Origin of the sequence: Stenotrophomonas nitritireducens, from assembly GCF_001700965.1 — a bacterium.
GTDB lineage: Bacteria > Pseudomonadota > Gammaproteobacteria > Xanthomonadales > Xanthomonadaceae > Stenotrophomonas > Stenotrophomonas nitritireducens_A.
The window spans coordinates 2,772,316-2,796,307 of record NZ_CP016756.1 but is presented as its reverse complement, the minus strand read 5'-3'; the positions used below and the strand labels follow the sequence as shown (position 1 = coordinate 2,796,307).

25 protein-coding genes are annotated in these 23,992 nt (G+C 65.1%); 16 read left to right on the top strand and 9 right to left on the bottom strand.

All coding sequences use genetic code 11. From position 1 onward, the window contains the following. The first annotated feature begins 375 nt into the window (after positions 1-375). The 6 genes from BCV67_RS11755 to BCV67_RS11730 are packed head-to-tail and all read left to right on the top strand — an operon-like array spanning position 376 to position 6,247. Positions 376-3,204 (top strand): monovalent cation/H+ antiporter subunit A, encoded by a 2,829-nt coding sequence (locus tag BCV67_RS11755; RefSeq protein WP_062170169.1) that lies wholly within the window; start codon positions 376-378, stop codon positions 3,202-3,204. Beyond that, positions 3,204-3,584, top strand: coding sequence for a Na+/H+ antiporter subunit C (locus BCV67_RS11750; protein WP_057626447.1), 381 nt, complete (start codon positions 3,204-3,206; stop codon positions 3,582-3,584). The genes BCV67_RS11755 and BCV67_RS11750 overlap by 1 nt, the downstream gene beginning before the upstream one ends. Next, complete coding sequence (locus BCV67_RS11745; RefSeq protein ID WP_062170171.1) at positions 3,581-5,131, top strand: monovalent cation/H+ antiporter subunit D; 1,551 nt, start codon at positions 3,581-3,583, stop codon at positions 5,129-5,131. The genes BCV67_RS11750 and BCV67_RS11745 overlap by 4 nt, the downstream gene beginning before the upstream one ends. Then, positions 5,128-5,634, top strand: coding sequence for a Na+/H+ antiporter subunit E (locus BCV67_RS11740; RefSeq protein ID WP_062170173.1), 507 nt, complete (start codon positions 5,128-5,130; stop codon positions 5,632-5,634). Before BCV67_RS11745 ends, BCV67_RS11740 begins: the two co-directional genes overlap by 4 nt. Before the next feature lie 38 nt (positions 5,635-5,672). After that, positions 5,673-5,915 carry a K+/H+ antiporter subunit F gene (locus BCV67_RS11735; protein WP_231732514.1) on the top strand — a complete coding sequence of 81 codons (243 nt, stop codon included), beginning with the start codon at positions 5,673-5,675 and terminating at the stop codon, positions 5,913-5,915. Further along, complete coding sequence (locus BCV67_RS11730) at positions 5,912-6,247, top strand: Na+/H+ antiporter subunit G (RefSeq protein WP_062170177.1); 336 nt, start codon at positions 5,912-5,914, stop codon at positions 6,245-6,247. The genes BCV67_RS11735 and BCV67_RS11730 overlap by 4 nt, the downstream gene beginning before the upstream one ends. Before the next feature lie 106 nt (positions 6,248-6,353). Here BCV67_RS11730 and BCV67_RS11725 read toward each other — a convergent pair whose 3' ends face one another. Continuing rightward, positions 6,354-7,307: a calcium/sodium antiporter gene (locus BCV67_RS11725; RefSeq protein ID WP_062170179.1), complete on the bottom strand. Its 954-nt coding sequence runs from the start codon at positions 7,305-7,307 to the stop codon at positions 6,354-6,356. 77 nt (positions 7,308-7,384) lie between these two features. Further along, entirely contained in the window at positions 7,385-7,984 is a 600-nt protein-coding gene (locus tag BCV67_RS11720) for a hypothetical protein (RefSeq protein ID WP_062170181.1), read from the bottom strand. A 129-nt stretch (positions 7,985-8,113) separates the two neighbouring features. Here BCV67_RS11720 and BCV67_RS11715 point away from each other — a divergent pair, with 129 nt between their 5' ends. Then, positions 8,114-8,674, top strand: a complete 561-nt coding sequence (locus BCV67_RS11715) for a hypothetical protein (RefSeq protein WP_062170183.1) — start codon at positions 8,114-8,116, stop codon at positions 8,672-8,674. A 1-nt stretch (position 8,675) separates the two neighbouring features. Here BCV67_RS11715 and hmgA read toward each other — a convergent pair whose 3' ends face one another. The 3 genes from hmgA to hppD form a co-directional block, all read right to left on the bottom strand. After that, complete coding sequence (gene hmgA, locus BCV67_RS11710; RefSeq protein ID WP_062170185.1) at positions 8,676-9,974, bottom strand: homogentisate 1,2-dioxygenase; 1,299 nt, start codon at positions 9,972-9,974, stop codon at positions 8,676-8,678. Between the two features lie 87 nt (positions 9,975-10,061). Then, positions 10,062-10,460: an endonuclease domain-containing protein gene (locus tag BCV67_RS11705; protein ID WP_062170187.1), complete on the bottom strand. Its 399-nt coding sequence runs from the start codon at positions 10,458-10,460 to the stop codon at positions 10,062-10,064. Positions 10,461-10,561: 101 nt separating this feature from the next. Then, positions 10,562-11,671, bottom strand: a complete 1,110-nt coding sequence (hppD, locus tag BCV67_RS11700) for a 4-hydroxyphenylpyruvate dioxygenase (RefSeq protein WP_062171839.1) — start codon at positions 11,669-11,671, stop codon at positions 10,562-10,564. A 128-nt stretch (positions 11,672-11,799) separates the two neighbouring features. On the opposite strand from hppD, the gene BCV67_RS11695 reads away from it, so the two are divergent. Beyond that, positions 11,800-12,294, top strand: coding sequence for a MarR family winged helix-turn-helix transcriptional regulator (locus tag BCV67_RS11695; protein ID WP_057626456.1), 495 nt, complete (start codon positions 11,800-11,802; stop codon positions 12,292-12,294). Between the two features lie 13 nt (positions 12,295-12,307). Here BCV67_RS11695 and BCV67_RS11690 read toward each other — a convergent pair whose 3' ends face one another. From BCV67_RS11690 to BCV67_RS11675, 4 genes are all read right to left on the bottom strand, one after another. Beyond that, entirely contained in the window at positions 12,308-13,423 is a 1,116-nt protein-coding gene (locus BCV67_RS11690; RefSeq protein ID WP_062170188.1) for a hypothetical protein, read from the bottom strand. A 322-nt stretch (positions 13,424-13,745) separates the two neighbouring features. Next, positions 13,746-14,339, bottom strand: coding sequence for a thioredoxin family protein (locus tag BCV67_RS11685; protein WP_062170190.1), 594 nt, complete (start codon positions 14,337-14,339; stop codon positions 13,746-13,748). Positions 14,340-14,349: 10 nt separating this feature from the next. Next, positions 14,350-15,858 carry a peptide MFS transporter gene (locus BCV67_RS11680; protein ID WP_062170192.1) on the bottom strand — a complete coding sequence of 503 codons (1,509 nt, stop codon included), beginning with the start codon at positions 15,856-15,858 and terminating at the stop codon, positions 14,350-14,352. A gap of 206 nt (positions 15,859-16,064) precedes the next feature. Then, positions 16,065-16,925, bottom strand: a complete 861-nt coding sequence (locus BCV67_RS11675) for a tryptophan 2,3-dioxygenase (RefSeq protein ID WP_062170194.1) — start codon at positions 16,923-16,925, stop codon at positions 16,065-16,067. A gap of 805 nt (positions 16,926-17,730) precedes the next feature. Between BCV67_RS11675 and pdhA the strand changes: the two genes are divergently transcribed. The 8 genes from pdhA (at position 17,731) to BCV67_RS11635 (ending at position 23,971) form a co-directional block, all read left to right on the top strand. Then, positions 17,731-18,819: a pyruvate dehydrogenase (acetyl-transferring) E1 component subunit alpha gene (pdhA, locus tag BCV67_RS11670; protein ID WP_062170196.1), complete on the top strand. Its 1,089-nt coding sequence runs from the start codon at positions 17,731-17,733 to the stop codon at positions 18,817-18,819. Then, complete coding sequence (locus BCV67_RS11665) at positions 18,812-19,891, top strand: alpha-ketoacid dehydrogenase subunit beta (protein ID WP_062171843.1); 1,080 nt, start codon at positions 18,812-18,814, stop codon at positions 19,889-19,891. Before pdhA ends, BCV67_RS11665 begins: the two co-directional genes overlap by 8 nt. Before the next feature lies 1 nt (position 19,892). Beyond that, complete coding sequence (locus BCV67_RS11660) at positions 19,893-20,246, top strand: SH3 domain-containing protein (protein ID WP_062170198.1); 354 nt, start codon at positions 19,893-19,895, stop codon at positions 20,244-20,246. Further along, the gene (locus BCV67_RS11655) at positions 20,243-21,619 is read left to right on the top strand and encodes a dihydrolipoamide acetyltransferase family protein (protein WP_062170200.1); all 1,377 of its coding nucleotides are present in this window, start codon (positions 20,243-20,245) and stop codon (positions 21,617-21,619) included. The genes BCV67_RS11660 and BCV67_RS11655 overlap by 4 nt, the downstream gene beginning before the upstream one ends. 435 nt (positions 21,620-22,054) lie before the next feature. Beyond that, positions 22,055-22,396, top strand: coding sequence for a hypothetical protein (locus BCV67_RS11650; RefSeq protein ID WP_062170202.1), 342 nt, complete (start codon positions 22,055-22,057; stop codon positions 22,394-22,396). A 13-nt stretch (positions 22,397-22,409) separates the two neighbouring features. Beyond that, positions 22,410-23,051 (top strand): DUF998 domain-containing protein, encoded by a 642-nt coding sequence (locus BCV67_RS11645; protein WP_062170204.1) that lies wholly within the window; start codon positions 22,410-22,412, stop codon positions 23,049-23,051. A 39-nt stretch (positions 23,052-23,090) separates the two neighbouring features. Beyond that, entirely contained in the window at positions 23,091-23,477 is a 387-nt protein-coding gene (locus BCV67_RS11640) for a VOC family protein (protein ID WP_062170206.1), read from the top strand. Between the two features lie 71 nt (positions 23,478-23,548). After that, positions 23,549-23,971, top strand: a complete 423-nt coding sequence (locus BCV67_RS11635; protein ID WP_062170208.1) for a hypothetical protein — start codon at positions 23,549-23,551, stop codon at positions 23,969-23,971. Positions 23,972-23,992: the final 21 nt, after the last annotated feature.

Genomic DNA, 23,992 nt, shown 5'->3' with positions numbered 1-23,992 from the left:
GGTGGTTCCGGCATTGCCTGCTTCGCGGCTTACGCCGCTCCTACAAACAGAGCGACGCGGCCCTGTAGTGCCGAGCCACGCTCGGCAAGCGGCGTCACCGGTAAAGCTTCAGCCGAGCATGGCTCGGCTCTACCTTGGTGGTTCCGGCATTGCCTGCTTCGCGGCTTACGCCGCTCCTACACGCTGTCGGCCCGCTCCAGCGGATCGGAGGGAGCCCCGGCCGCTAGCCACAAGGTCGCATTTTCACGTTTACCGGCCGCAGCCACTGACAGCATTGGCTTGAGCGATCTAACCCGAACGGATCATTCATAAAAAGTCGCGGATCGAAAAAATCGCCTGTTAGACTGCAAAACCCCTTTCTGAACCGCGCCCTACATGACGCCAGTCCTGTTGCTGCTGCTTGCGCTGCCCTTTCTGTTGGCAGCGGCCATTGCCCTGACAGGCCGCCTGTCACGTGGTGCAGCCGCATGCCTGGCCGCAGCCGCACCCGTGCTGGGCCTAGCCCTGCTGGGCAGCGTGACGCCGGCGGTGATCGATGGCGAGGTGATCCGCAACAGCTGGCAATGGCTGCCGCAGATCGGCCTGGACTTCAGCCTGCGCCTGGATGGCTTGGCCTGGATGTTCACCGGCCTGGTGTTGGGCATCGGTGCGCTGGTGGTGCTGTACGCGCACTACTACCTGTCGGCCAAGGACAGCGCGCGCCGCTTCTACAGCTACCTGCTGCTGTTCATGGGCGCGATGCTCGGCATGGTGCTGGCCGGCAACCTGCTGCTGCTGATGGTGTTCTGGGAACTGACCAGCATCAGCTCGTTCCTGCTGATCGGCTTCTGGTCGCACCGCAAGGACGCCCGCGAAGGTGCCCGCATGGCCTTGATCGTCACCGGCGGTGGTGGCCTGGCGCTGCTGGCCGGCGTGCTGCTGATCGGGCGCATCGTCGGCAGTTTTGATTTGGACGTGGTGCTGGCCTCCGGTGACCTGATCCGCGCCAGCGCCTTGTACCCGTGGGCACTGTTGCTGGTGCTGGCCGGTATCTTCACCAAGAGCGCGCAGTTCCCGTTCCACTTCTGGCTACCGCAGGCGATGGCCGCGCCCACCCCGGTGTCGGCCTATCTGCACTCGGCCACCATGGTGAAGGCCGGCGTGTTCCTGCTGGCGCGCCTGCACCCGGCCCTGGCTGGCACCGAACTGTTCTTCTACGTGGTCAGCGGCATCGGTGCGATCACGCTGCTGGTCGGCGCCTGGAATGCGATCTTCCAGCATGATCTCAAAGGCCTGCTGGCCTATTCGACAATCTCGCACCTGGGCCTGATCACCCTGCTGTTCGGCCTGTCCACGCCGATGGCGGTGGTCGCCGGCGTGTTCCATATCCTCAACCACGCCACCTTCAAGGCCTCGCTGTTCATGGCCGCCGGCATCATCGACCATGAGACCGGCACCCGCGACATGCGCAGGCTCGGTGGCCTGCGCAAGCTGATGCCAATCACCAGCGCACTGGCCATCGTCGCCTCGCTGGCCATGGCCGGCATCCCGCTGCTCAACGGCTTCCTGTCCAAGGAAATGCTGTTCGCCGAAGCACTCGCCACGCAGGGCCCGGACTGGATGCGCTCGGCAATGAGCGCCGCCGCCCTGCTCGCCGGCGTGCTCGGCGTGGCCTACAGCCTGCGCTTCGTGCACGACACCTTCTTCGGCAAGGGCCCGCTCGACATCGACGTGGTGCCGCATGAGCCGCCGCGCTGGATGAAGGTGCCGGTGGAAGTGCTGGTGGTGATCTGCCTGGCGGTGGGCATTGCCCCGGCGCTGACCATCGCGCCGGTACTTCAAACGGCGGCCGCTTCCATCCTCGGCACCGCGATGCCGGCGTACAGCCTGTCGGTGTGGCATGGCTTCAATCTGCCGTTAGCGATGAGTGCGGTCGGCGTGGTCGGCGGTGTTGCGCTGTACTTCGGCCTGCGTCGTTTCACCGACCTGTACGCGGCGCGCAACCGGCCCACCGGCAAGCATCTGTTCCACCGCGCGCTGGACCTGCTGTTCGGCTTCGCCCACCGCGTCACCACCGCACTGGCCAACGGCAGCCTGCAGCGCATGCTGTTTGCGCTGGTGCTGGTGGCGGTGATCGTGGCCGCCGCACCGTACATGGCCAACCCGGCCATGCCGGTCTGGCCGGCACCGCAGTCGATGCCGCTGCTGGGCTGGACGCTGTGGCTGGTGATGCTGGCCTGCGCGTTTGCCGGCCTGTTCCTCTACCAGCAGCGCCTGCTGGCGGTGATCGTGATGGGCGGCACCGGGCTGATGGTGGCGCTGACCTTCGTATTCCTGTCGGCCCCGGATCTTGCCCTGACCCAGCTGATGGTGGAGATGGTGACGCTGGCGCTGATGCTGCTGGGCATGAACTACCTGCCGACGCAGTCACCGCCGGAGCACTCGCGCTGGCGCAAGCGCCGCGATGCGCTGCTCGCGGTGATCGCGGGCGGCGGCATCGCCGCGCTGGCCTATTCGCTGATGACCCTGCCGCCCAACACCATGTCCGGCGAAATGCTGCTGCGTTCGCTGCCCGAGGCCTACGGTCACAACGTGGTCAACGTGATCCTGGTCGACTTCCGTGGTTTCGATACCTTCGGTGAGATCACCGTGTTCGGCATCGCCGCGCTGGTGGTGCACGCCATGTTGCGACGCACGCGGATGGCACCGGAACAGATCATGCCGGGCCCGCCGATCAAGCTGCCGGTGCCGGCCGATCTGGCCCAGATCATGTTCCCGCTGACCCTGACGGTGTCGATCTTCCTGTTCCTGCGCGGCCACAACGCGCCGGGCGGTGGCTTCATCGCCGGCCTGGTATTGGCGGTGCCGCTGCTGATCCAGTACGTGATTCAAGGCACCGTGTCGGTGGAGTCGCGCTTCGGCTTCGACTACATCCGCTGCATCGGCCTGGGCCTGTTGATCGCCCTGCTCAGTGGCGCGGCCTCGATGCTGTTCGGCGTGCCGTTCCTGACCAGTGGCCACCTGGACCTGGAGCTGCCCTTGATCGGCACCGTGCCGCTGGCCAGCGCCATTGGTTTTGATACCGGCGTGTACCTGGTGGTGTTCGGCGGGGTGATGCTGATCCTGTCGATGATGGGCACCATCAAGCCCTCGCGCACCCGCAATGCCCGCAATGGCGAAATCGATATCCACCGCCGTTCGGCACGCACCGGGGAGATGCACTGATGGAACTGGCACTGGCAAGCGCCATCGGCGTACTGGCCGGCATCGGCATCTACCTGTTGCTGCGTGCGCGCAGCTTCGACGTGATCCTGGGCATGACCTTCCTGTCCTACGCCACCAACCTGCTGATCTTCAGCGCCGGCCGGCCGGTGATCGGCAAGGCGCCGGTGCTCAAGGATGGCGTGGCCACCAGCCTGGCCCATTACACCGACCCATTGCCGCAGGCGCTGGTGCTGACCGCCATCGTGATCGCCTTTGCGATGACCGCGGTGAGCATCGTGCTGGCCATGCGCAGCCGCAGCGACAACAACAGCGATCATGTGGACGCCCACGAGCCCGAGTTGCCGGCTGACGATGCGGCCAAGCCGGGAGCCGGCGCATGAACCATCTGGTGATCCTGCCGATCCTGATTCCGCTGCTCGGCGCCGCACTGTCCCTTTTCATTGAACACCGCCGCTATGGCCCCAAGGTGCAGCGCAGCGTGGCCTGGGCCAGCATGGCGGCGCTGGCGGTAGCAGTGGCATTGCTGGTCGCGCAGACCAGCCAGGGCCAGATCTCGGCCTATCTACTGGGTGACTGGCCGGCACGGCTGGGCATCGCCCTGGTGGCCGATGGCCTGGCCGGCTGGATGCTGGCCACCACCCTGCTATTGGCCATCCCCTGCCTGTTGTACGCCTGCACCGGGTGGGACCGGCGCGCACCGCACTTCCATGCGCTGTTCCAGTTCCAGCTGGTCGGCCTCAACGGTGCCTTCCTGACCGGCGACATCTTCAACCTTTTCGTCTTCTTCGAGGTGATGCTGATCGCCTCCTACGGCCTGTTGCTGTCCGGCGGGCGTGGCCTGCGCATGCGCATCGGCCTGCATTACGTGGTGTTCAACGTCACCGCCTCGACCCTGTTCCTGATCGCGCTGGGCATGCTCTATGCCACCCTGGGCTCGTTGAACATGGCCGAGATCGGCCAGCGCGTGGCCGAGCTGCCGCCCTCGCACCTGAAGCTGGCCAAGGCCGCATTGGGCTTGCTGCTGCTGGTGTTCTGCTCCAAGGCGGCGCTGCTGCCGATGTACCTGTGGCTGCCCGAATCCTATGCACGCGCACCGGCGGCGGTGGCCGCGCTGTTCGTAATCATGACCAAGGTTGGCCTGTACTCGGTGCTGCGGGTGACCTCGCTGTGGTTCGATGCCGACGCCGGCGCGATGAGCGGCTATGGCAGCGACTGGCTGCTATGGGCCGGCATCGCCACCTTGGTGGTTGGTGCACTGGGTGCGCTGGCAGCCACCCGCATGAGCGTGCTGGTGGCCTACCTGGTGGTGGTCTCGGCGGCGACGCTGTTCATCGCTTTCGCGCTGGGCAATGCCGGTACCATTTCCGCCGGCCTGTATTACCTGCCGCACAGCACCTTCGCCGCCGCTGCGCTGTTCCTGATCGCCGACCTGATGCGCCGCCGGCGCGTGCAGGCCGACCGCCGCCGCGAGCATGAGCTTGTCGCCGTACTGCCGAGCCGGACCGTGCCGGGCCTGCTGTTCCTGGTCGGCGCGGTAGCAGTGGCCGGGTTGCCGCCACTGGCCGGTTTCCTGGCCAAGGCGGCATTGCTGTCGGCCGTGCCCGACGCGCATACCGCCGTGGTCTGGGCCGCAGTACTGGGCAGCAGCCTGCTGGTGATCATGGGCCTGGCGCGTACCGGCATCCGCCTGTTCTGGCGCGTGCCCGGCGATGATGACGCCGCCGTTCCGGACCCCGAACCCGTGGATGCACCAGCGCGTCCCTTTGAAACCACCGCCACCTGCCTGCTGCTCGGCTACGTGGTGCTGATGAGCGTGTTCGCCGCGCCGTTGATGCGCCAGACCGACGCCATCGCCGCACAGCTGCTGGCACCGGACCAATACCTGCACGATGTACGCGGCACCGCGCCGCAGGTGAGGCAGCCATGAGCGAACGTCGTCCCTTGCTGCGCCGGGTATTCCCCTCGCCGGCCCTGTCGATCACCGTGGTTGCGTTCTGGATGGTGATGTCGGCCAGCTTCGACCTTGGCCAGCTGGTGCTGGGCCTGCTGCTGGGCGTGGTGATCCCCTTGTTCGCCGCGCGCCTGGACCGCGAGTTCGCCCGCCTGGGCACGCTGCGGCCGGTGCCCAAGCTGATCGTGGTGGTGCTGTGGGACATCCTGGTGTCCAACCTGCGCGTGGCCGCCCAGGTGCTGGGGCCGGAGCACAAGCTCAAACCCGGTTTCATCTGGGTGCCGCTGGATATCGCCAACATCCACGGTATCGCCGCGCTGACCAGCTTCATCACCCTGACCCCGGGCACGGTATCGGCGGCGCTGTCCGAGGACCGCCGCCATCTGCTGGTGCATGTGCTGCACCTGGAAGATGCCAACGCCCTGATCAACGAGATCAAGAGCCGCTACGAAGCGCCGCTGATGGAGATCTTCCCGTGAACGGTTACCAGATATTCGAAACCACCCTGGTGGTCTGCATGCACGTGGTCGGCATCGCCATGCTGCTGGGCTTGTGGCGCCTGTTGCGCGGCCCCACCGTGCCGGACCGCATCCTGGCGCTGGACACCTTGTCGGTCACCGCCATCGCCGAGCTGATGCTGTTCGGCATGTACCTGGACTCGGCCATCTATTTCGAGGCTGCCCTGATCATCGCCATGCTGGGTTTCTGCAGCACGGTGGTGCTGAGCAAGTTCGTGCTGCGCAGGGATATCGTCGAATGATTACTTTCCTGCAGATTGCATTGTCGGCGCTGCTGGCCTTTGGCTGCTTCTTCATCCTGGTCGGCGCGCTCGGGCTGGTGCGCTTCTCCGATTTCTTCAAGCGCCTGCATGCACCCACCAAGGCCAGCACTCTGGGCGTGGGCTGCGTGCTGGTGTGCTCGGTGGCGTACCACATCTTCCTCGGCCAGGACCCACAGCCGCGCGAGCTGCTGATCACCGTATTCCTGTTCATCACCGCACCGATCAGCGCCCACCTGATGGCCAAGGCGGCACTGTCGCTGATGATGGAAAGCCGCCCAGAGCCGCCGAAAGACGAGCAGAAAAGCCCGTAAGAGCGGCGTCAGCCGCGAAGCCAGCGCAAACCAAAGCGTCGACCGGGATGCAATTGCATGACACGTTGCCGCCGCTGTTGCAGTGGCTTCGCGGCTGACGCCGCTCCTACACGGCGAACAACGCCAGCTCCAGCCCCACCCAGGCCAGGAAGGCAACAAACAACACCGCGCCCTCGCCACGGCTGACCTTCAGGTCGCCGCGCAGCATCGGGTACAGCATGAGCACGAACACGATCGCCGCCGGCAGTTCCAGCCGCACGAACGAAGCCGGCAACGGCATTGGCCGCAGTGCCGCCATCCCACCAATCACCACCAGCACATTGAACAGGCTGGAGCCGATCACGTGGCCCACCACCATGTCACCCTGGCCGCGTCGTGCGGCGGCAACGGCGGCGGCCACTTCCGGCAAGGCGGTGCCGATGGCCACCGGCAGCAGGCCGGCCAACAGCGGCGACATGCCCCAGCCCGCACCGATCACCGGGGCAGACTGCACCACGAAGCGGGCGCCGTAATACAGCACCACTGCGGCGATGGCCAGGCGGATCAGGTTCAAACCCAGGCCGGTGCGGGTGGTGGCGTAGTTGATGATGCTTTCCTGCAACGCCACCGGCTCATGCCGTGCGCGTTTGAGCAGGAAGGCCAGCACGCCGACAAAACCCAGCAGCAACACGATGCCTTCGATGCGGTTGATCGCACCGTCCAGGCCGAACACGATCAGTGCCAGCGTTGCGACCGCCAGCAGCACCAGCAATGGCGAGAGCAGGCGGGTGCGCACGACCAGCGGGTACGCCAGCGCCGCCAGGCCCAGGGTCAGGCCAACATTGACGATGTTGCTGCCGACCGCATTGCCCAGTGCCAGTTCCTGCGCGCCCACCGCGAATGCACGGGCGTTGACCACCAGTTCCGGCAGCGAGGTGCCGAAGGCCACCAGCAGCAGGCCGGCGACGAACGGCGAGGCACCGAAACGCTGGGCCAGGCCGGAGGCGGCCTTGACGATGGAGTCGCCGCCCAAGGCCAGCAGTACCAGCCCCAGTACAAACCATATGAAAGCTTCGAACATTGCAGCTGACTCCCGGCGTTGATGACGGCGGTGGCGGGGGCGATGCCCACGCTACCGCCCGGTGCCGCAGCAGGGTATCAGCCGCAGCCTTCCACGTAATCCACCTGTGGCGGGAGGCCTACCCGCCATGTCGTGGCCTTGCCATCGGCACCCAGCTCGAACACCAGCGCGCCCTGGCTGCCATCGGTGGCGGTTACCCGCAGGACCTTGCCGTCGGCCACGTACTTGTGCGGCTGCACCGGCTCGGCCTGCGGGTAAAGCGCCTGCAGCTGCGCCAGATCCATGCCGATCCTGCCGCCACCCGGCGCTGCGGTATCGCCACCGCGCACGTCATAGCGGACAAAGCGGCCGCCTTCCAGCATGAAGAACGGCCCGCCCTCGGTGTGCGCACCGGGCGACAGGTAATAGCAGCCGCCGTCGGCAGCCGCGTCGCCCTGCAACTCGGCGCTCCAGGCGGCACGCAGCTGTTCGGCATCGGTGCCCAGTTGCGCGGCGCCGTAGCCCTGCCAGTCGGCATCGCTGGCCGCCACGGCGCTGGGAGCGGGCTCGGCGGGTTCCGGTGCTGGCGCCGGGGTGGCGGCAGGCGCGGCCGCAACCGGCTCGGCAGGTGGCGTGCGCTGGCAGGCTGCCAGCAACAGCACGGCGAACAGGGCGGTCGGCAAGGTGATGCGATTCATGCAGTGGCTCCAGGCAGGTCCGGGGCCGAGTCTAGCGGCAAGCCCTCGCGCCGCGCGCGAAGGCGCTGTCATCGGGGTTTCACCTGTTGCCGACAGGCTGGGCGCCTACGTCGCCCGTGCCCACCGCCCATGCATCCGCACAAGACCGAACTTGGCCACACCGTGCTGCAGACACACCGTGCCGCGCTGGACCTGCGCCAACGGCGGGCGCTGATCCTTTGCGATGGCAAGCGCAGCCTGGCCGAACTGCGCGGCATGCTCGGCAATGATGTCCCCGAGCTCATCGCGCAGCTGCAACGCGATGGCTATCTGCAGGTGGAAGCACCCATTGCGCCGGCCGTAAAAGCACAGGCGGCCGATCCGCCCCCCAAGTTGGAGCCACACGCCGCAGTGCCCTCCCCCTTGAGCCCGCAGGCGCCCGTGGAACGGCGGCGCTCGATGGTCGCCGCGCGCATCTATGTGCTGGATATCCTGGCATTGCAGCGCAATCCCACCGCCGCCCAGCTGCACAAGCTGTTGCAGGCAGCGCGCGAGGAAGGCGATACGGTCAATGCACTGAAACTGGCGCTCAGCCACCTGCCGGCGATGACCTCGCCGGGCTACACCGAGCGCGTGCGCGGGCGCCTGCAGGAAGTGCTGCCCGAGGCGCATCTGACAGCGGTGCTGGAAGCAGCACCGCTGCCGGCCTGACTCAGCCCTTGGGCGGGGTGAAGTTGTTGCGCAGCCCGCTCCAGCAGGCCTGGTAGCCACGTTGGCGGTGTGCGGCCTGCATTGCCTGTTCGGTCGGGCGGATCACGCCACGGGTTTCGAACATGAAGGCCATGGTGTCCTTGATCACATCGGGCTTGGACAGGTCGGCCTGCGAGGCCTTGTCGAAGGTCGCCGCATCCGGGCCATGGCCGGTCATGCAGTTGTGTATCGACGCGCCGCCCGGCACGAAGCCCTCGGCCTTGGCGTCGTAGGCACCGTGGATCAGGCCCATGAACTCGCTGGCGATGTTGCGGTGGAACCACGGCGGGCGGAAGGTGTTCTGCGCCACCAGCCAACGCGGCGGAAAGATCACGAAATCCAGGTTGCTGGTGCCCGGCGTGTCGCTGGCCGAATGCAGCACCAGGAAGATCGACGGATCCGGATGGTCGTAGCTGATCGAGCCGATGGTGTTGAAATTGCGCAGGTCGTAGCGGTACGGGGCGTAGTTGCCGTGCCAGCCCACCACGTCCAGCGGCGAGTGGCCGATGTCCGCCCGCCACAGCCGGCCCTGGAACTTGGCGACCAGCTCGAACTGACCGTCGAGGTCTTCGTAGGCAGCGACCGGGGTTTCGAAGTCACGCGGATTGGCCAGGCCGTTGCTACCGATCGGGCCGAGGTCGGGCAGCTTCAACAGCGCGCCGAAGTTCTCGCACACATAGCCGCGCGCCTGGCCATCAGGCAGTTCCACCGCGAAGCGCACACCGCGCGGAATCACCGCGATCTGCTGCGGCTCGATTTCGATCAGGCCCATCTCGGTACGCAGGCGCAGCCGGCCCAGCTGCGGCACGATCAACAACTCGCCGTCGGCGTTGTAGAAATAGCGCCCGCGCATGTCTGCATTGGCCGCGTACAGGTGGATGCCGGCACCGGCATGGGCTTCGGCCGAGCCGTTGCCACCCATCGTGTACAGGCCATCGATGAAATCGGTGGGCGCGGCCGGCAGTGGCAACGGGTCCCAGCGCAGCTGGTTGGGCGAGGCCGCGGCGTGGCTGAAGTCGCTGTGCAGATGCGGCTGCTCGAACGGGGTGAATTCACCGTGCATCGCCGCCGGGCGGATGCGGTACAGCCAGCTGCGGCGATTGCTGCCACGCGGCGCGGTGAAGGCGGTGCCGGTCAGCTGTTCGGCATACAGCCCGTGCGCCACCTGCTGCGGCGAATTGCGACCCACCGGCAAGGTGCCGGGCACAGCCTCGGTGGCGAATTCATTACCGAAGCCGGATTGATAAGCGTTGCTGACCATCACAAACCTGCCTGTGTTGTTGCGTTCAAAGCCCCTCTCCCTCCGGGAGAGGGGTTGGGGTGAGGGTAAGAGCTGAAGCATTGCCGCTTAAAGCCCTTCTCCCTCCGGGAGAGGGGTTGGGGTGTGGGTGAGGCTTTCAGCCATCATCAAAATGGCTTCCAGCACCGCATCCACCTGCAGCAGCACATCGTTGTCCCAGAAGCGCAGAACGATCAAACCCTGCTGCTCAAGAAACCGAGTGCGCACCCGATCAACGACTTCATTGTGTTGCGAGCCGTCCAATTCCACCACCAGTCGCCTGGCTTCACAGTAGAAATCCACGATGTACGGCGGAACCGGATGCTGTCTGCGAAACTTCAACCCACACAGCTGGCCGTTCCTCAACCGGTTCCAGAGCTTGCGCTCGGCGTCGGTCAAATTACGACGAAGCCTGCGGGCGCGACCCAGAGTAACGGTGGGTAACGGCGGTTTGCTGCTGTAGCTCATGAAGCGGCCTCCTTGCGCCTTTCATGATCTTTAGCAGCTTCGCCCTCACCCCAACCCCTCTCCCGGCGGGAGAGGGGCTATGTCTTACGGCACTTCAGCGCTTACAGCACGCCACGATCCATCTGGTCGCGCTCGATGCTCTCGAACAGGGCCTGGAAGTTGCCTTCACCAAACCCTTCATTGCCCTTGCGCTGGATGATCTCGAAGAAGATCGGGCCGATGCAGTTCTTGGTGAAGATCTGCAGCAGCTTGCGCTGCTTGGTTTCCGGGTCGGCGTCGATCAGGATCTTGTTCTTGCGCAGGCGCTCGACGTCTTCGCCATTGTCCGGAATGCGCAGATCAACCACGTCGAAGTAGGTGTCCGGCGTATCCAGGAAATCAATACCCTGCGCGCGCATCGCTTCAACCGTGTCGTAGATGTTGTCGGTGAAGCAGGCGATGTGCTGGATGCCCTCGCCCTTGTAGGCATCGAGATATTCGTTGATCTGGCTCTTCGGGTCGGAGGACTCGTTGAGCGGGATGCGCACGATGCCGTCCGGTGCGGTCATCGCCTTGGACACCAGGCCGGTCTTGGCGCCCTTGATGTCGAAATAGCGGATCTCGCGGAAGTTGAACAGGCGCTCGTAATAGTCCGACCACTGCTGCATGTTGCCCAGGTACAGATTGTGGGTCAGGTGGTCGATGAAGGTCAGGCCGAAGCCAACCGGGTTCTGGTCGGCGCCTTCAATGGCCTCGTAGTCGGCGTCATAGATGCTGCCGGCACCGCCGTAACGGTCCACCAGGTACAGCATGCAGTCGCCGATGCCCTTGATCACCGGGGCCGGCACCGCGCGGGTTTCCGGCAGCAGGTCCACTTCCTCGGCACCGTTGGCCAGGGCCAGGGAAAGCACCTCGGCGGCCGGCTTCTGGAAGCGGATGGCGAAGCCACAGGCGCTCGGGCCGTGCTTGGCGGCGAAGTCGGCGGCGAACGAGTTGGGCTCCTCGTTCACAAGAAAGTTGACGCCGCCTTGACGGTAGACGGTAATAGCACGCTGCCGGTGGCGGAGTACGGCCGTGAACCCCATGTTCTTGAAGTAGGCGTGCAGCTGGGCAGCCTGCCCAGCCGGTGCGGCAAACTCGACGAACTCAAAACCATCGATGCCCATCGGGTTTTCAAAGGTGGTGACCTGCATGCCCAGGTTGGGCGCGTTGGATGCAGTAGGGGTGTTCATGGTGGCCTCCGGGAGCATGGCGGTCGCCGGGGTACCGGCGATGAAAACAGGAAGATCCGCCGCAAAAAAGCGGGTCTGGACCGAAGGTTATAGTTTCACATGAAACCACCATCAAGGTGCACTGCAGCATGAGCTCTTCCGATTACAGCAAGTCCACCAGCATCCGCGCCTCGCACGTGTTGCTGGATCTTGAGCAGTTCCTGCCTTACCGCATCAGCGTTCTGTCCAACCGGGTCAGCGGCAACATCGCCCGGCTGTACGGGGAGCGCTACGGCCTGGCCATTCCCGAATGGCGGGTGATCACCATCCTGGCGCTGTACCCGGGCTCCTCGGCAAGTGAAGTGTCCGAGCGCACGGCGATGGACAAGGTGGCGGTCAGCCGCGCGGTGGCGCGCCTGCTGGAGCGTGGCTTCATCAAACGCGAGACCCACGGTGATGACCGCCGCCGCTCGGTGCTGGCCTTGTCGGCCGCAGGCTTTGAAGTCTACGAAACCATCGCGCCGATGGTGATCGAGATGGAACGCCGGCTGATGTCAGCGCTCACCGAGGAAGAAGAACAGGTACTCGAACGCCTGATCACGCGCCTGGCCGATGCCGGTCTGCAGCGCATGAACGAGGGTTGATCGTCAGCGACGATCAACTCAGGTGCTTGCGCCGCGCATAGATCCACGGCGCGGCAAGGGCCGCGATCGCACCACCTGCAAAACCCAATGCCGCTGCCACCGCCGCCGCTTCCACGCGGCCCGGCAAGGCCAATGCTGCAAGCAGCAGCAGGCCGGCAGGCAGGCCGATGAACGAGGCCAGGAAGAACCGCCAGCGCGGCACCCAGGTGTGCAGCTGCATCAGGCTGGCGCCGGTCCAGATTTCGTTGGCCTGGTCACGCCCGATTTTGTCCACCAGCTTGACCAGGTCGACTTCGGCAACCGCCTTTCCCATCCGCGCCACGGCCAAGGCCGCGCCAACTTCGGCCGGCGCCGGCCAGTTGGATGGCCATGCCTGCGGCGCGCCTACGCCATAGGCGGTCAACAACGGCAGCGACAGCGCCGGCACCGGCAGCGCGCGCAGCCGGCGCTTGTCCAGCACGCACCAGAACTGGGTCAGGCCGTCATGGCTGAGCTGGTACAACGCCAGCTGCTCCGGTGCCGGATATGGCAGTGCGGTGACCCGCGCGGCCATCGATTCCGCCCCCATCGCGCGCAGGAAGCCGACCCGGCTGCGACCGCTCTGCGCCCAACCCAGGCCCAGCGGCGACAGCAGCATGACCTCGGCATGATCGGTACCGCCGCCGTTGGCGCGCTCATCGCTGGCCAGATAGGTCGACAGCGAAATCGGTTCGGCCACATCGGCCTTGCCCCAACGCTGCGAATGGCCAAGCAGGAACTTCAGCGGCACCCGCGCGGCCACGGTGTCGCCGCGCACGCTGTCGGAGGCAAACGGCACCACGCTGGCGACGAAGGCACGCAGCTCGTTGCCCGGCGATGCACTCCATTCCGGCGGCAGCAGGCCGGCAAGCAGGCCATTGCGCGCGAGCTGGTCGATCTGTTCCTTCTGCTCGACCAGCCGTGTCACTGCCGACTGCAACATGATGTTGGGCGGTACTGCGGCCTGCGGCAGCCGGTAGCGCGGCGGCGGCGCGGATTCTTCCGGCGCTGCGCTCTCGTCCAGCAACTCCTCCACCGACGGCAGTTGGGTGCCGGAAGGCGCCTGCTCGGCGGTCGCGGTGCTGGAATCGGGGCTGGCAGCTGGCGGCATGGTGGGAAGGCAAAGGCCGGATGCAGAGGGATTGATCCGTTAGCGGCCGCGCGCGGAGGAAATGAAGATTACGGCTGTGGCGTTGCCCCCTCCCTTTGGCCAAAGGCCAAGGGGAGGGCTGGGGAGGGGTGCTTTGGCTTTGGCTTTGGCTTTGGCTTTGGCTTTGGCTTTGGCTTTGGCTTTGGCTTTGGCTTTGCTGCCAGCAAACAGCAAACAGCAAAATCAAAGGCACCCCTCCCCAACCCTCCCCTGCGCCATGCGCAAGGGAGGGTGCAAAAAAAAACGGCGCCTTTCGGCGCCGTTTTTCTATCAGCAACCCGGCTTACTTCGCCGGCGGCGCCCATTCTTTTAGGAAGGCATCGAACTTGGCGCGGTCGTAGCCCTTGCCCTTCTCCAGATCGCCGGTGAACTGCGAATGCAGAAGCTGGCCTTCGGCGTCCAGCACGAACAGATGCGGATAGCCCTTGATCTCCGGGAAGCGCGCCAAGAACTCGGCGTTCTCGTTCTCGGGACTGTAGTTGACCTTCATCCACACGTAATTGGCATCGCGGAAGCGGCGCAGCTCCGAATCGCCTTCCATGAAGGCGTCCAGCAGGTGGCACCACGAGCACCACTCGCCGCCCACGTCCAGCATGATCCGCTTGCCGCCGCGCTGGGCTTCGACCTTGGCCGTTTCCAGATCCGCGACCGGGTCGCGGGCCGGGTCGAACTGGGCGTTGAGCCCGGCCACCGCAGCGATATCCGCTGCGGTGGGGGTATTGCCCGAGGCAACCGGCTGGCTGGTGTCAGCCACCGGCGCCTTCTGCTCGGAGGTATCCAGTGGCTGCACCTTTTCCGGTGCCGCAGGCGGTGGTTGGCTGCAGCCAGCCAGCGCCACGGTGAGCAACAGGGGAACCATTCCGACCAGCTGTTTCATCGCTAACTCCTTACTTCACACCGTGCATCAGTTTCTGCACCAGCGGGGCGATCAGGAACAGCAGTACACCGCCGCCGATCAGGATCCAGAAACCCATCGTGTAACCGGCATGGGCCGACTGCACGGTCATGCCACCGGCGCCGCTGACGTGGCCTGCGAACAGACCGGCCAGATTGTTGCCGATGCCGGTGGACAGGAACCAGCCACCCATCGCGAAACCGACCAGACGCACCGGCGCCAGCTTGGTCACCATCGACAGACCGATCGGCGACAGGCACAGCTCACCGATGGACTGGATCCAGTAAACCGCGAACAGGGTCCAGAACGGGATCTTGTTGGTGCCCGGGTCGAGCAGGCTGGACAGGGCGAACATCAGCAGCAGGAAGGCCAGGCCGTTGAAAATCAGGCCCAGGCCGAACTTGCGCGGAATCGACGGATTGGCCTTGCCCAGGCGCACCCACAACCAGGCCAGGACCGGCGCCAGGGTGATGATGGCAATCGAGTTGACCGACTGGAACCAGGCGGTCGGGAAGGTCCAGTCACCGAACTGGCGGTCGACGATGCGATCGGCCAGGAAGGTGAAGGAGCTGCCGGCCTGTTCGAAGAACATCCAGAACAGCACGTTGAAGGTGAAGATGATCAGCATCGCGATCACGCGGTTGCGCGAGACCTTGCCTTCGCGGTTGCCTTCGAGCAGCAACATGATGCCCAGGCCGATGAACATGATGGTGAGGATCACCTGCAGCACGTTGGCGCCGGCATTGAGCAGGCCGTACATCACCGGGATGGCCACCAGGCAGGCGACGGCGGTCTTGATCACCGGGCCGCTGCCCTGCTTGTCCGGCAACGGTGCACCAATGCCCTTGAGGTGGCGGCGCTCCAACTGGAACCACAGCAGGCTGACCAGCATGCCGATGCCCGAGGCGATGAACACCATCTTGTAGGCCGGCATGGCGTCGGTGCCGAACACCTTCTGCGCCAGGATCTGGGTGAGGATCGGCGAGATCATCGCACCCATGTTGATGCCCATGTAGAAGATGGTGAAGCCCGAGTCACGGCGCTCGTCATCCAGCTTGTACAGCTTGCCCACCATGGTGGAAATGTTGGGTTTGAACAGGCCGTTGCCGACGATGATCGTGGCCAGGCCCAGGTTGAAGATCTGCGGATTGGGTATGGCGATCATGAACAGGCCTGCGGCCATGATCACCGCGCCCATCAGGATCGATCGTTGGTAGCCGATGATCCGGTCGGCCGCATAGCCACCGAAGATCGCTGCCGCATACACCAGCGCCAGGTAGGCACCGTAGGTGTGATTGGCCGGCGTTTCGCCCGCGGCGTTGCCGCCATGGAACTGCGCCACGATGTACAACACCAGTGCCCAGCGGATGCCGTAGAACGCAAAGCGTTCCCAGAACTCGGTCATGAACAGCATCCATAGCGGACGCGGGTGACCGAGGGTGGTCTTGAACTCCGGCACGGGCGCCGGGGTTGATGCGGAATTGGGCGCGGCAGCGCTCATGCGGTGTCCCCTGATCGAAATGGGCAAATACAAAAAGTCGGCCGGAACCGGCGCGACGGGCGAGGATCACAGAAGCGTCGGCTTCACGTCAAATACATGCTGATGCAACCATGTGCTGCCCACGGATCGGCAAAGGCCGTTCCAGCCCGGCCGCCCGCGCAGCGCAAGCTGCTGAATAGGTTGAATTTTCAACCTTGACACAGGGCTCAGCCATCGGCACGGATGGTGGTGCGCACTTCAAACAGCTCGGGGAAGAAGGTCAGTTCCAGTGCCTGCCGCAGGAAGCCCACACCGCTGGAGCCGCCGGTGCCGCGCTTGAAGCCGATCACCCGCATCACCGTGCGCATATGCCGGAAGCGCCACAGCTGGAACTGGGTTTCCAAGTCCACCAGGTCTTCGCACAGCGAATACTCACGCCAATAGCGGTCGGTGTCCTGATAGATGTTCTCGAACACTTGGCGCAGTGCCGGGTCGCTGACGTGGGGCTGGGTCCAGTCGTGGCCTTCGTAGGTGGCCGGAATGGCATGGCCGAAGCGCGCCAGGTAGGCCAGGAACTCCTCGTACAGGCTGGGCGCCTCCAGAACCTCACGCAGCTGCGCCTGCCCGTCCGGGTCATGGGCGAACACGGTCAGCATGTCAGCGTTCTTGTTGCCCAGCAGGAACTCGATATAGCGGTACTGCAGCGACTGGAAGCCCGAGGAAGGGCCCAGCACGTCGCGGAAGCCCATGTATTCGGAAGGGGTCAGGGTTTCCAGCACCGCCCACTGTTCGGTAAGCAGGCGCAACACCTGCTTGGCCCGGGCCAGCACCTTGCGGCACTGCCAGACCTCGTCGCGCTGCAGGTGGCCGCGCGCGGCGCGCAGCTCATGGGCCAGCAGTTTCAGCCACAGCTCCGAGGTCTGGTGCTGGATGATGAACAGCATCTCGTCATGGTGCGGCGGGTTGGACAGCGGCTGCTGGGCCGCCAGCAGCTGGTCCAGGCGCAGATAGCCGGCGTAGGTGAGCCGGCCCTGCAGGTCGGTATGGATACCGGCTTCGAGCTCACGCTGGTTCTTTTCTACGGTCATCGGCCTGGCCATCGGATGGGCCGGCAAGGGTAACGCAGGCCGATGCCGGCACGGAGGGTCGCCTTATGCCATGGGCGCCCGCCCACGGTAGAGCCGAGCCATGCTCGGCTGGGGCATTCCCGGTGAAGCCCTTGCCGAGCATGGCTCGGCACTACGCCCCCTCCCTTTGCCATAGGCAAGGGGAGGGTTGGGGAGGGGTAAGCCCTTCGCGGCCTGATCCGGTGCCGGCTTCGCGGCTTACGCCGCTCCCACAAGAAAACCTCGGCGCAGACATGCAGCGCCGAGCCATGCTCGGCTGGGGCTTTCCCAGTAAGGCTTCTGCCGAGCATGGCTCGGCACTACGCCCCCTCCCTTTGCCCTAGTCAAGGGGAGGATTGGGGAGGGGTAAGCCCTTCGCGGCCTGATCCGGTGCCGGCTTCGCGGCTTACGCCGCTCCCACAAGAAAACCTCGGCGCAGACATGCAGCGCCGAGCCATGCTCGGCTGGGGCATTCCCGGTAAGGCCTCTGCCGAGCATGGCTCGGCACTACCTTCCTCTCCGCTGCCGAGCATGGCTCGGCACTACCGGTCGGTCTTCCCGCGCAAACGGAATCGAAACACACCTGACGCCGAGCAGCGCCACAATGTGCCGCATCTGTGCTTACAGACTGAATACGTTGCTTTTGCGTGCCCATGTCGTGTTCCGCGGAACAAAACCGCCCTGTATCCGGTCAGTCTTGCTGCGGCGCAGGACGGCTTTTTCGGACGGAGTCCTTACCATGTGCAATTCCTATCATTTGAAACCATCTGTCTAAGGTGTTGCTGCAATGACGGTTTCCGCCCAGTTCCAAATCAATTACCTGCAGTACCTGGATGCCGACGGCAACCTGGTACGTGACGACCTGCCCGCCTCGCTGCGTGACCCGCGCTCGCTGCTGCCGATGTTCAAGCAGATGCTGGCCACCCGGGTGTTCGACACCAAGGCCGTGGCGCTGCAGCGCACCGGCAAGCTCGGCACCTTTGCCTCCTGCCTGGGCCATGAAGCGGCCCACGTCGGTATCGGTGCGGCCATGAAGTCCGGTGACGTGTTCGCCCCCAGCTACCGTGAGTACGGCGCCATGTTCATGCGCGGCGTGCGCCCGCGCGACGTGCTGATGTACTGGGGCGGCGACGAGCGCGGCAGCGACTACGACCGCGACAGTGACGCGGTCCGCGACTTCCCGATCTGTGTACCCATCTCCACCCAGTGCCTGCATGCAGCCGGTTCGGCGCTGTCGTTCAAGCTGCGCAACCTGCCACAGGTGGCGGTCAGCGTCTGCGGCGACGGCGGCAGCTCCAAGACCGACTTCTATGCCGCGGTGAACTCGGCCGGCGCCTACAAGCTGCCGCTGATCCTGTGCGTGGTGAACAACGGCTGGGCCATCTCGGTGCCGCGTTCGGCCCAGACCGGCGCTGAAACCCTGGCCCAGAAGGGCCTGGCAGGCGGCCTGTTCTGCCTGCAGGTGGATGGCAACGACCTGATCGCCGTGCTGGCCGCGATGGAACAGGCGCGCGAGCGCGCCCTGTCCGGCGAAGGTGGCACGGTGCTGGAACTGCTCACCTACCGCCTGTCCGACCACACCACCGCCGACGATGCACGTCGCTACCGCGAGGATGCGGAAGTGAAATCGGCCTGGCTGAAGGAACCGCTGATCCGCCTGCGCAAGTACCTCACCGCGCAGGGCGTGTGGAGCGAGGAAGAAGAAAAGAACTGGATCGCCGAATGCGGCACCCGCGTCGACGAGGAGGTCAACGCCTACCTCAACTGCCCGGTGCAGCCGGTCGAAGCCATGTTCGACTATCTATATGCCGATCCGCCGCCGGACCTGCTGGCGCAGCGTGCCGCCGCCATTGCCCTGGAGCAGCGCCATGGATGACATCAAGCGCACGGCGGCGGTCACCCCGGCCAGCCACGATCACGGCGTCGCGCACATCGCGGCGAGCAACAGCGGAGACAACCCGATGACTGCCACCCCCATCACCCTCATCGAAGCCGTCACCCAGGCGCTTGCCTGGGAAATGGAACACGACCCCTCGGTGCTGGTGCTGGGCGAAGACGTGGGCGTCAACGGCGGCGTGTTCCGCGCCACCGCCGGCCTGCAGCAGCAGTTCGGCGCGCAGCGCGTGCTCGATACCCCGCTGGATGAAACCACCATCGCCGGCCTCACCGTCGGCCTGGCCGCACAGGGCATGAAGCCGGTGGCCGAAGCGCAGTTCGACGGCTTCGTCTACCCGATGGTCGATCACCTGATCTGCCACGCCGCACGCCTGCGCAACCGTACCCGCGGCCGCCTCCATTGCCCGATGGTGCTGCGCGTGCCGTGGGGCGGTGGTATCCGTGCGCCGGAACACCACAGCGAAGCCAACGAGGCCATCTTCACCAATGTGCCGGGCATGCGCGTGGTGCTGCCGTCCAGCCCGCAGCGTGCCTATGGCCTGCTGCTGGCGGCGATCCGCGAGCCGGATCCGGTGATCTACATGGAGCCCAAGCGCATCTACCGCCAGTACAAGGAGGTGGTCGTCAATGACGGCGAAGCACTGCCGCTGGACGTGTGCTTCGTGCTGCGTGACGGTACCGACGTGACCCTGGTCACCTGGGGCGCACAGGTCAAGGAAGCACTGGAAGCAGCCGACAAGCTGGCCGGCGAAGGCATCAGCGCCGAGGTCATCGACGTGGCCACGCTGCGCCCGCTGGACTTCGCCACCATCGCCGAGTCGGTGGCCAAGACCGGCCGCTGCGTGATCGTGCAGGAAGCGCCGAAGACCGCCGGTTTTGGTGCGGAAATCGCCGCGCGCCTGGCCGAGGAATCGCTCTACGACCTGCTGGCACCGGTTGAGCGCGTTGCCGGCTACGACACCCACATCCCGCTGTTCCGTCTGGAAATGAAGTACCTGCCCAGCGTCGAGCGGATTGTGACCGCCGCCAAGCGCGCGGTCGCGGCGGGCTGACATGCTGGCACGCTTGATTGGCAGCTACCGCAGCCAATACCGCAATCCCCTGCAGTTCCGTACCGGGCAGATCGTCGAGCTCGGTGTACGCGACGAGGAATGGCCCGCCTTCGCCTGGGTGAAAACCCGCGAGGGCAGCGCCGGCTGGGCGCCGGTGGCCTGGTTGCAGGTATTGGACAATGGCCATGCCGAAGCGCTGCGTGACTACAGCGCGCGCGAGCTGGACGTTGACCGGGGCGAGCAGGTACGGCTGCATCACGAACATGGTGGCTGGTGGTGGTCCGAACGCGCCGACGGCGCGCAGGGCTGGCTGCCGGCGCGCGAACTTGAATTGCTGGAAGAGAACTGCACATGAGCCAGACCAAGAATTTCAACCTGCCCGACCTGGGCGAAGGCCTGCCGGACGCCACCATCGTTGAGTGGTTCGTCAAGGAAGGCGACGTCATCAAGCTTGATGAGCCGCTGGTGTCGATGGAGACCGCCAAGGCCGTGGTCGAAGTGCCCTCGCCGTTCTCCGGCAAGGTACTGAAGCTGGCCGGTGCGGCCGGTGACATCGTGGTGACCGGCCACGTGCTGGCCAGTTTCGAGACCGACCCCAACCTGCCGCAGCGTGCCGAAGGCCAGGACACCGGCCATCACCACGGCGCACCGGCCGAAGCCGCGCCTGCGCCTGCCGCAGTACCGGCGCCGGCAGCCGCAGCGGCCGCCGAACGTGCCGATGAAGGCACCGTGGTCGGCGCGATGGTCAGCTCCAATGCCGTGCACACCGAACAGGCCGTGGCCGTCGGTGGCGTCAAGGCGGTACCGGCCGTGCGCGCGATGGCCCGCAAGCTGGGCGTGGACCTGAGCCGCGTACGCGCCACCGGCGCCGAAGGCGCAGTGACGATGAATGATGTGAAGCAGGCGGCGGCAGATCCGTCCGCGCTGCTCCCCTCTTCCACCGGGACAGTGGCCGGGGGTTCGATCGCTACTGCAGCTGCCGTACCCTCACCCCAACCCCTCTCCCAGGCGGAAAGGGGCTCAAGCGCCCGCACCCCGCTGTCCGCTGCCGGCAAGCCGATGCGCACTGCCCCTCCGGGCGTGGTTGCCAAGGGCCAGCCGGAACCGCTCAAGGGCGTGCGCCGCAACATGGCGCGGGTGATGGCCGATGCGCACAGCAAGGTCGTGCCGACCACGCTCAGCGATGACGCCGACATCCACGCCTGGGCACCGGGCAACGACATGACCTCGCGTCTGGTCCGCGCCATCGTCAGCGCCTGCCAGGCGGTGCCGGCCATGAATGCCTGGTTCGATGGTGACAACCTCACCCGCACCCTGCACGCCCAGGTCGACATCGGTATTGCCGTGGACACCGACGACGGTCTGTTCGTGCCGGCCCTGCGCAACGCCGACATGCTGGATGCACGCGGCGTACGCGAAGGCATCAACCGCCTGCGCCAGCAGGTGGAAGACCGCTCGATCGCGTCGTCGGAGCTGAGTGGTTACACCATCAGCCTGTCCAACTTCGGCATGTTCGCCGGCCGCTATGCCACCCCGGTGGTGGTGCCGCCCTGCGTAGCCATCGTCGCCGCCGGCCGTGCCCGCTTCCAGGTCACTCCGGTGATGGGCGGCATTGAAACCCACAAGGTCATCCCGTTGTCGGTCACCTTCGATCACCGCGCCTGCACCGGCGGCGAAGCGGCGCGCTTCCTGCGCGTGCTGATTGATGACCTGGCCAAGGTTCACTGATCGTTTTTCCCAGTGTGAATTCGGGCCCGCAGCGATGCGGGCCCTTTTTTTTGTGTTTGGTTTTGCTTGGTTTGGTTTTGCTTGGTTTGGTTTTGCTTGGTTTGGTTTTGCTTGGTTTGGTTTTGCTTGGTTTGGTTTTGCTTGGTTGGGTTTGCCTAGGTTTGGTTTGGCTTGGTTTGCTTTGGGTTTGCTTGCTAGAAGCTTCCCCTCACCCCAACCCCTCTCCCGCAGGCGGGAGAGGGGCTCGCATTGCGTGCGCTCGTAGTGCACTAGCCCCTCTCCCGTTCACGGGAGAGGGGTTGGGGTGAGGGGAAGCTCTTGATCTTGATCTTCAACCAATTCCCTCCCACAAAAAAAAAACATCACCCATCACTAACCCGAACCCACACAGCCGGCGCTACGATTGCCCTACCCACACCCGCCATCAAGACCGCCATGGGCACCTGGACCTGCAGCAACTGCAAGGAAGTCAACGAAGACAGCTTCGACCAGTGCTGGAAATGCGGCACCCATGCCGATGGCGCGCCGCCGCCACGTGGCTATCAGCGCGAAGAAAGCGCCGCCTGGACGCAGCCACCGCGCCTGATCGAATGCCCGCGCTGCCCTGGCATGCGCATGGAATTCATCGGCCGCAAGCGTTTCCACGAAGGCTCGCAGGCCATGCCCTTCCTGCTTGGCGACATCGGCGAGTTGTTCGTCAACCGCGAGGAATTTGATCTGCATGCCTGCCCGAGCTGCGGCAAGGTGGAACTGTTCCTCTCCGATAGAGTCCGCTGAGCGCAGCCTCCACATGACCTCGTCGGTGCGCTCGCAACGCTGGCTGATCATGGTGTTCGTCGCCCTCTATCTGCTGATGCTGTTCGGCGGCGCCGCGCTCAAACCCGGCTATTCACCGGTATCGCAATACATCAGTGAGCTCGGTGCCAGCGGCAGCGCGCATGCCCGGTTGATAAGCGTGTTCGGGTTCATTCCGGTAGGCGTGCTGGCAGCGATGTTGCTGTGGGCGTCCGCCCCGCTGGTGCCGGTCACCGGCGCCAGCCGGCTGGGTTACTGGTTGCTGATGTTCGAGCCGCTGGCATGGATAGGCTCGGCGCTGGCGCCGTGTGATCTGGGCTGCCCCAGCACCGGCAGCCTGTCGCAATCGCTGCATACCCTGCTGGGCCTGTTCACCTATGTGGGTACCGCTCTCGGGCTGGTGCTGCTGGCCACCACACCGGCGATAAGCACCTCCACGCGTCTGCTATGGATCGCCTTGGCCGGGCTGTGGCTGCTGCTGTTCGCATTGATGGCGTTGCCGCCATTGCAGCCGTGGCGTGGGCTGCTGCAACGCCTGGCCGAATGGAGCGTCTACAGCGCCTTGTGCATCAGCGCCTGGCGGCTGGGCAATCCCGCGTGTGTGGCGCACGGCGCGGTAACACGCGTATCCGGATAGGCGGTGTACGCTGCGCTCCTCTGTCACCGGAGCACGCACATGAGCCACCGCAGCCGTCTTGCCGGTTTCATCATTGATTGCCAAGGCACCGACAGCGATGCCGCCGCCGCATTCTGGGCGCCAGCGCTTGGCCTGAAAGCAGAACCCGGCTATACCGAAGACGATGGTGCGCAGTACGCCGAACTGCTGGGCGCGCCGGCCAGCCTGCACGTGGAAGTGCAACGCGTGGACCACGCCTCGCGCGTGCATCTGGATATCGAAGCGGACGATATCGATGCCGAAGCCGACCGGCTTGAAGCACTGGGTGCGCGCCGCATCGGCAAGGTCAAACGCTGGTGGGTGATGGAAGCCCCCACCGGACACCGTTTCTGCATCGTGCAGATGAAACATCCGGAACAGGGCCACGCACCCAACCACTGGAAATAGCGCGAAGTTTTCACGACGGGACGCACGCCGATGTGCTGCAATGGACGTTCAACTTTCAAGGAGCGGTACGCATGGGTTTGATCACCGGAATGATCGTCGGCGGGCTGGGTGGCCTGGCTGCCGTCAACATCCTCGCATTGATGGCCAGGAACAGCGGCCGACCGCATGACCTGACCACCTTCACCTCCGATGAGAACGTGATGGCCAAGGTGGATGCCTGGGCGAACACGCATGGCTACCGCATGGTCAGGGACGTTGATGGCACCCGCGTCTATCGCAAAGGCAACAACATCCTTACCTCGCCGATGTACCTGGAAGTGAGCCAGGAAGGGCGCAAGTACAGCGTCAAGAGCTATACCCAGATCAATGGCTTCATCCTGCGCGGAGACATGGCGCTCACCGGCGACACCTTCATCGCCAAGCTGCCGCGCTCGCTGGCCAAGAAGGCACAGAACGATCTGTTCGCGTCCTTGAACGTGCCCGGCCTGCCCTGAGCGGAACAGCGCGTTGCCCGC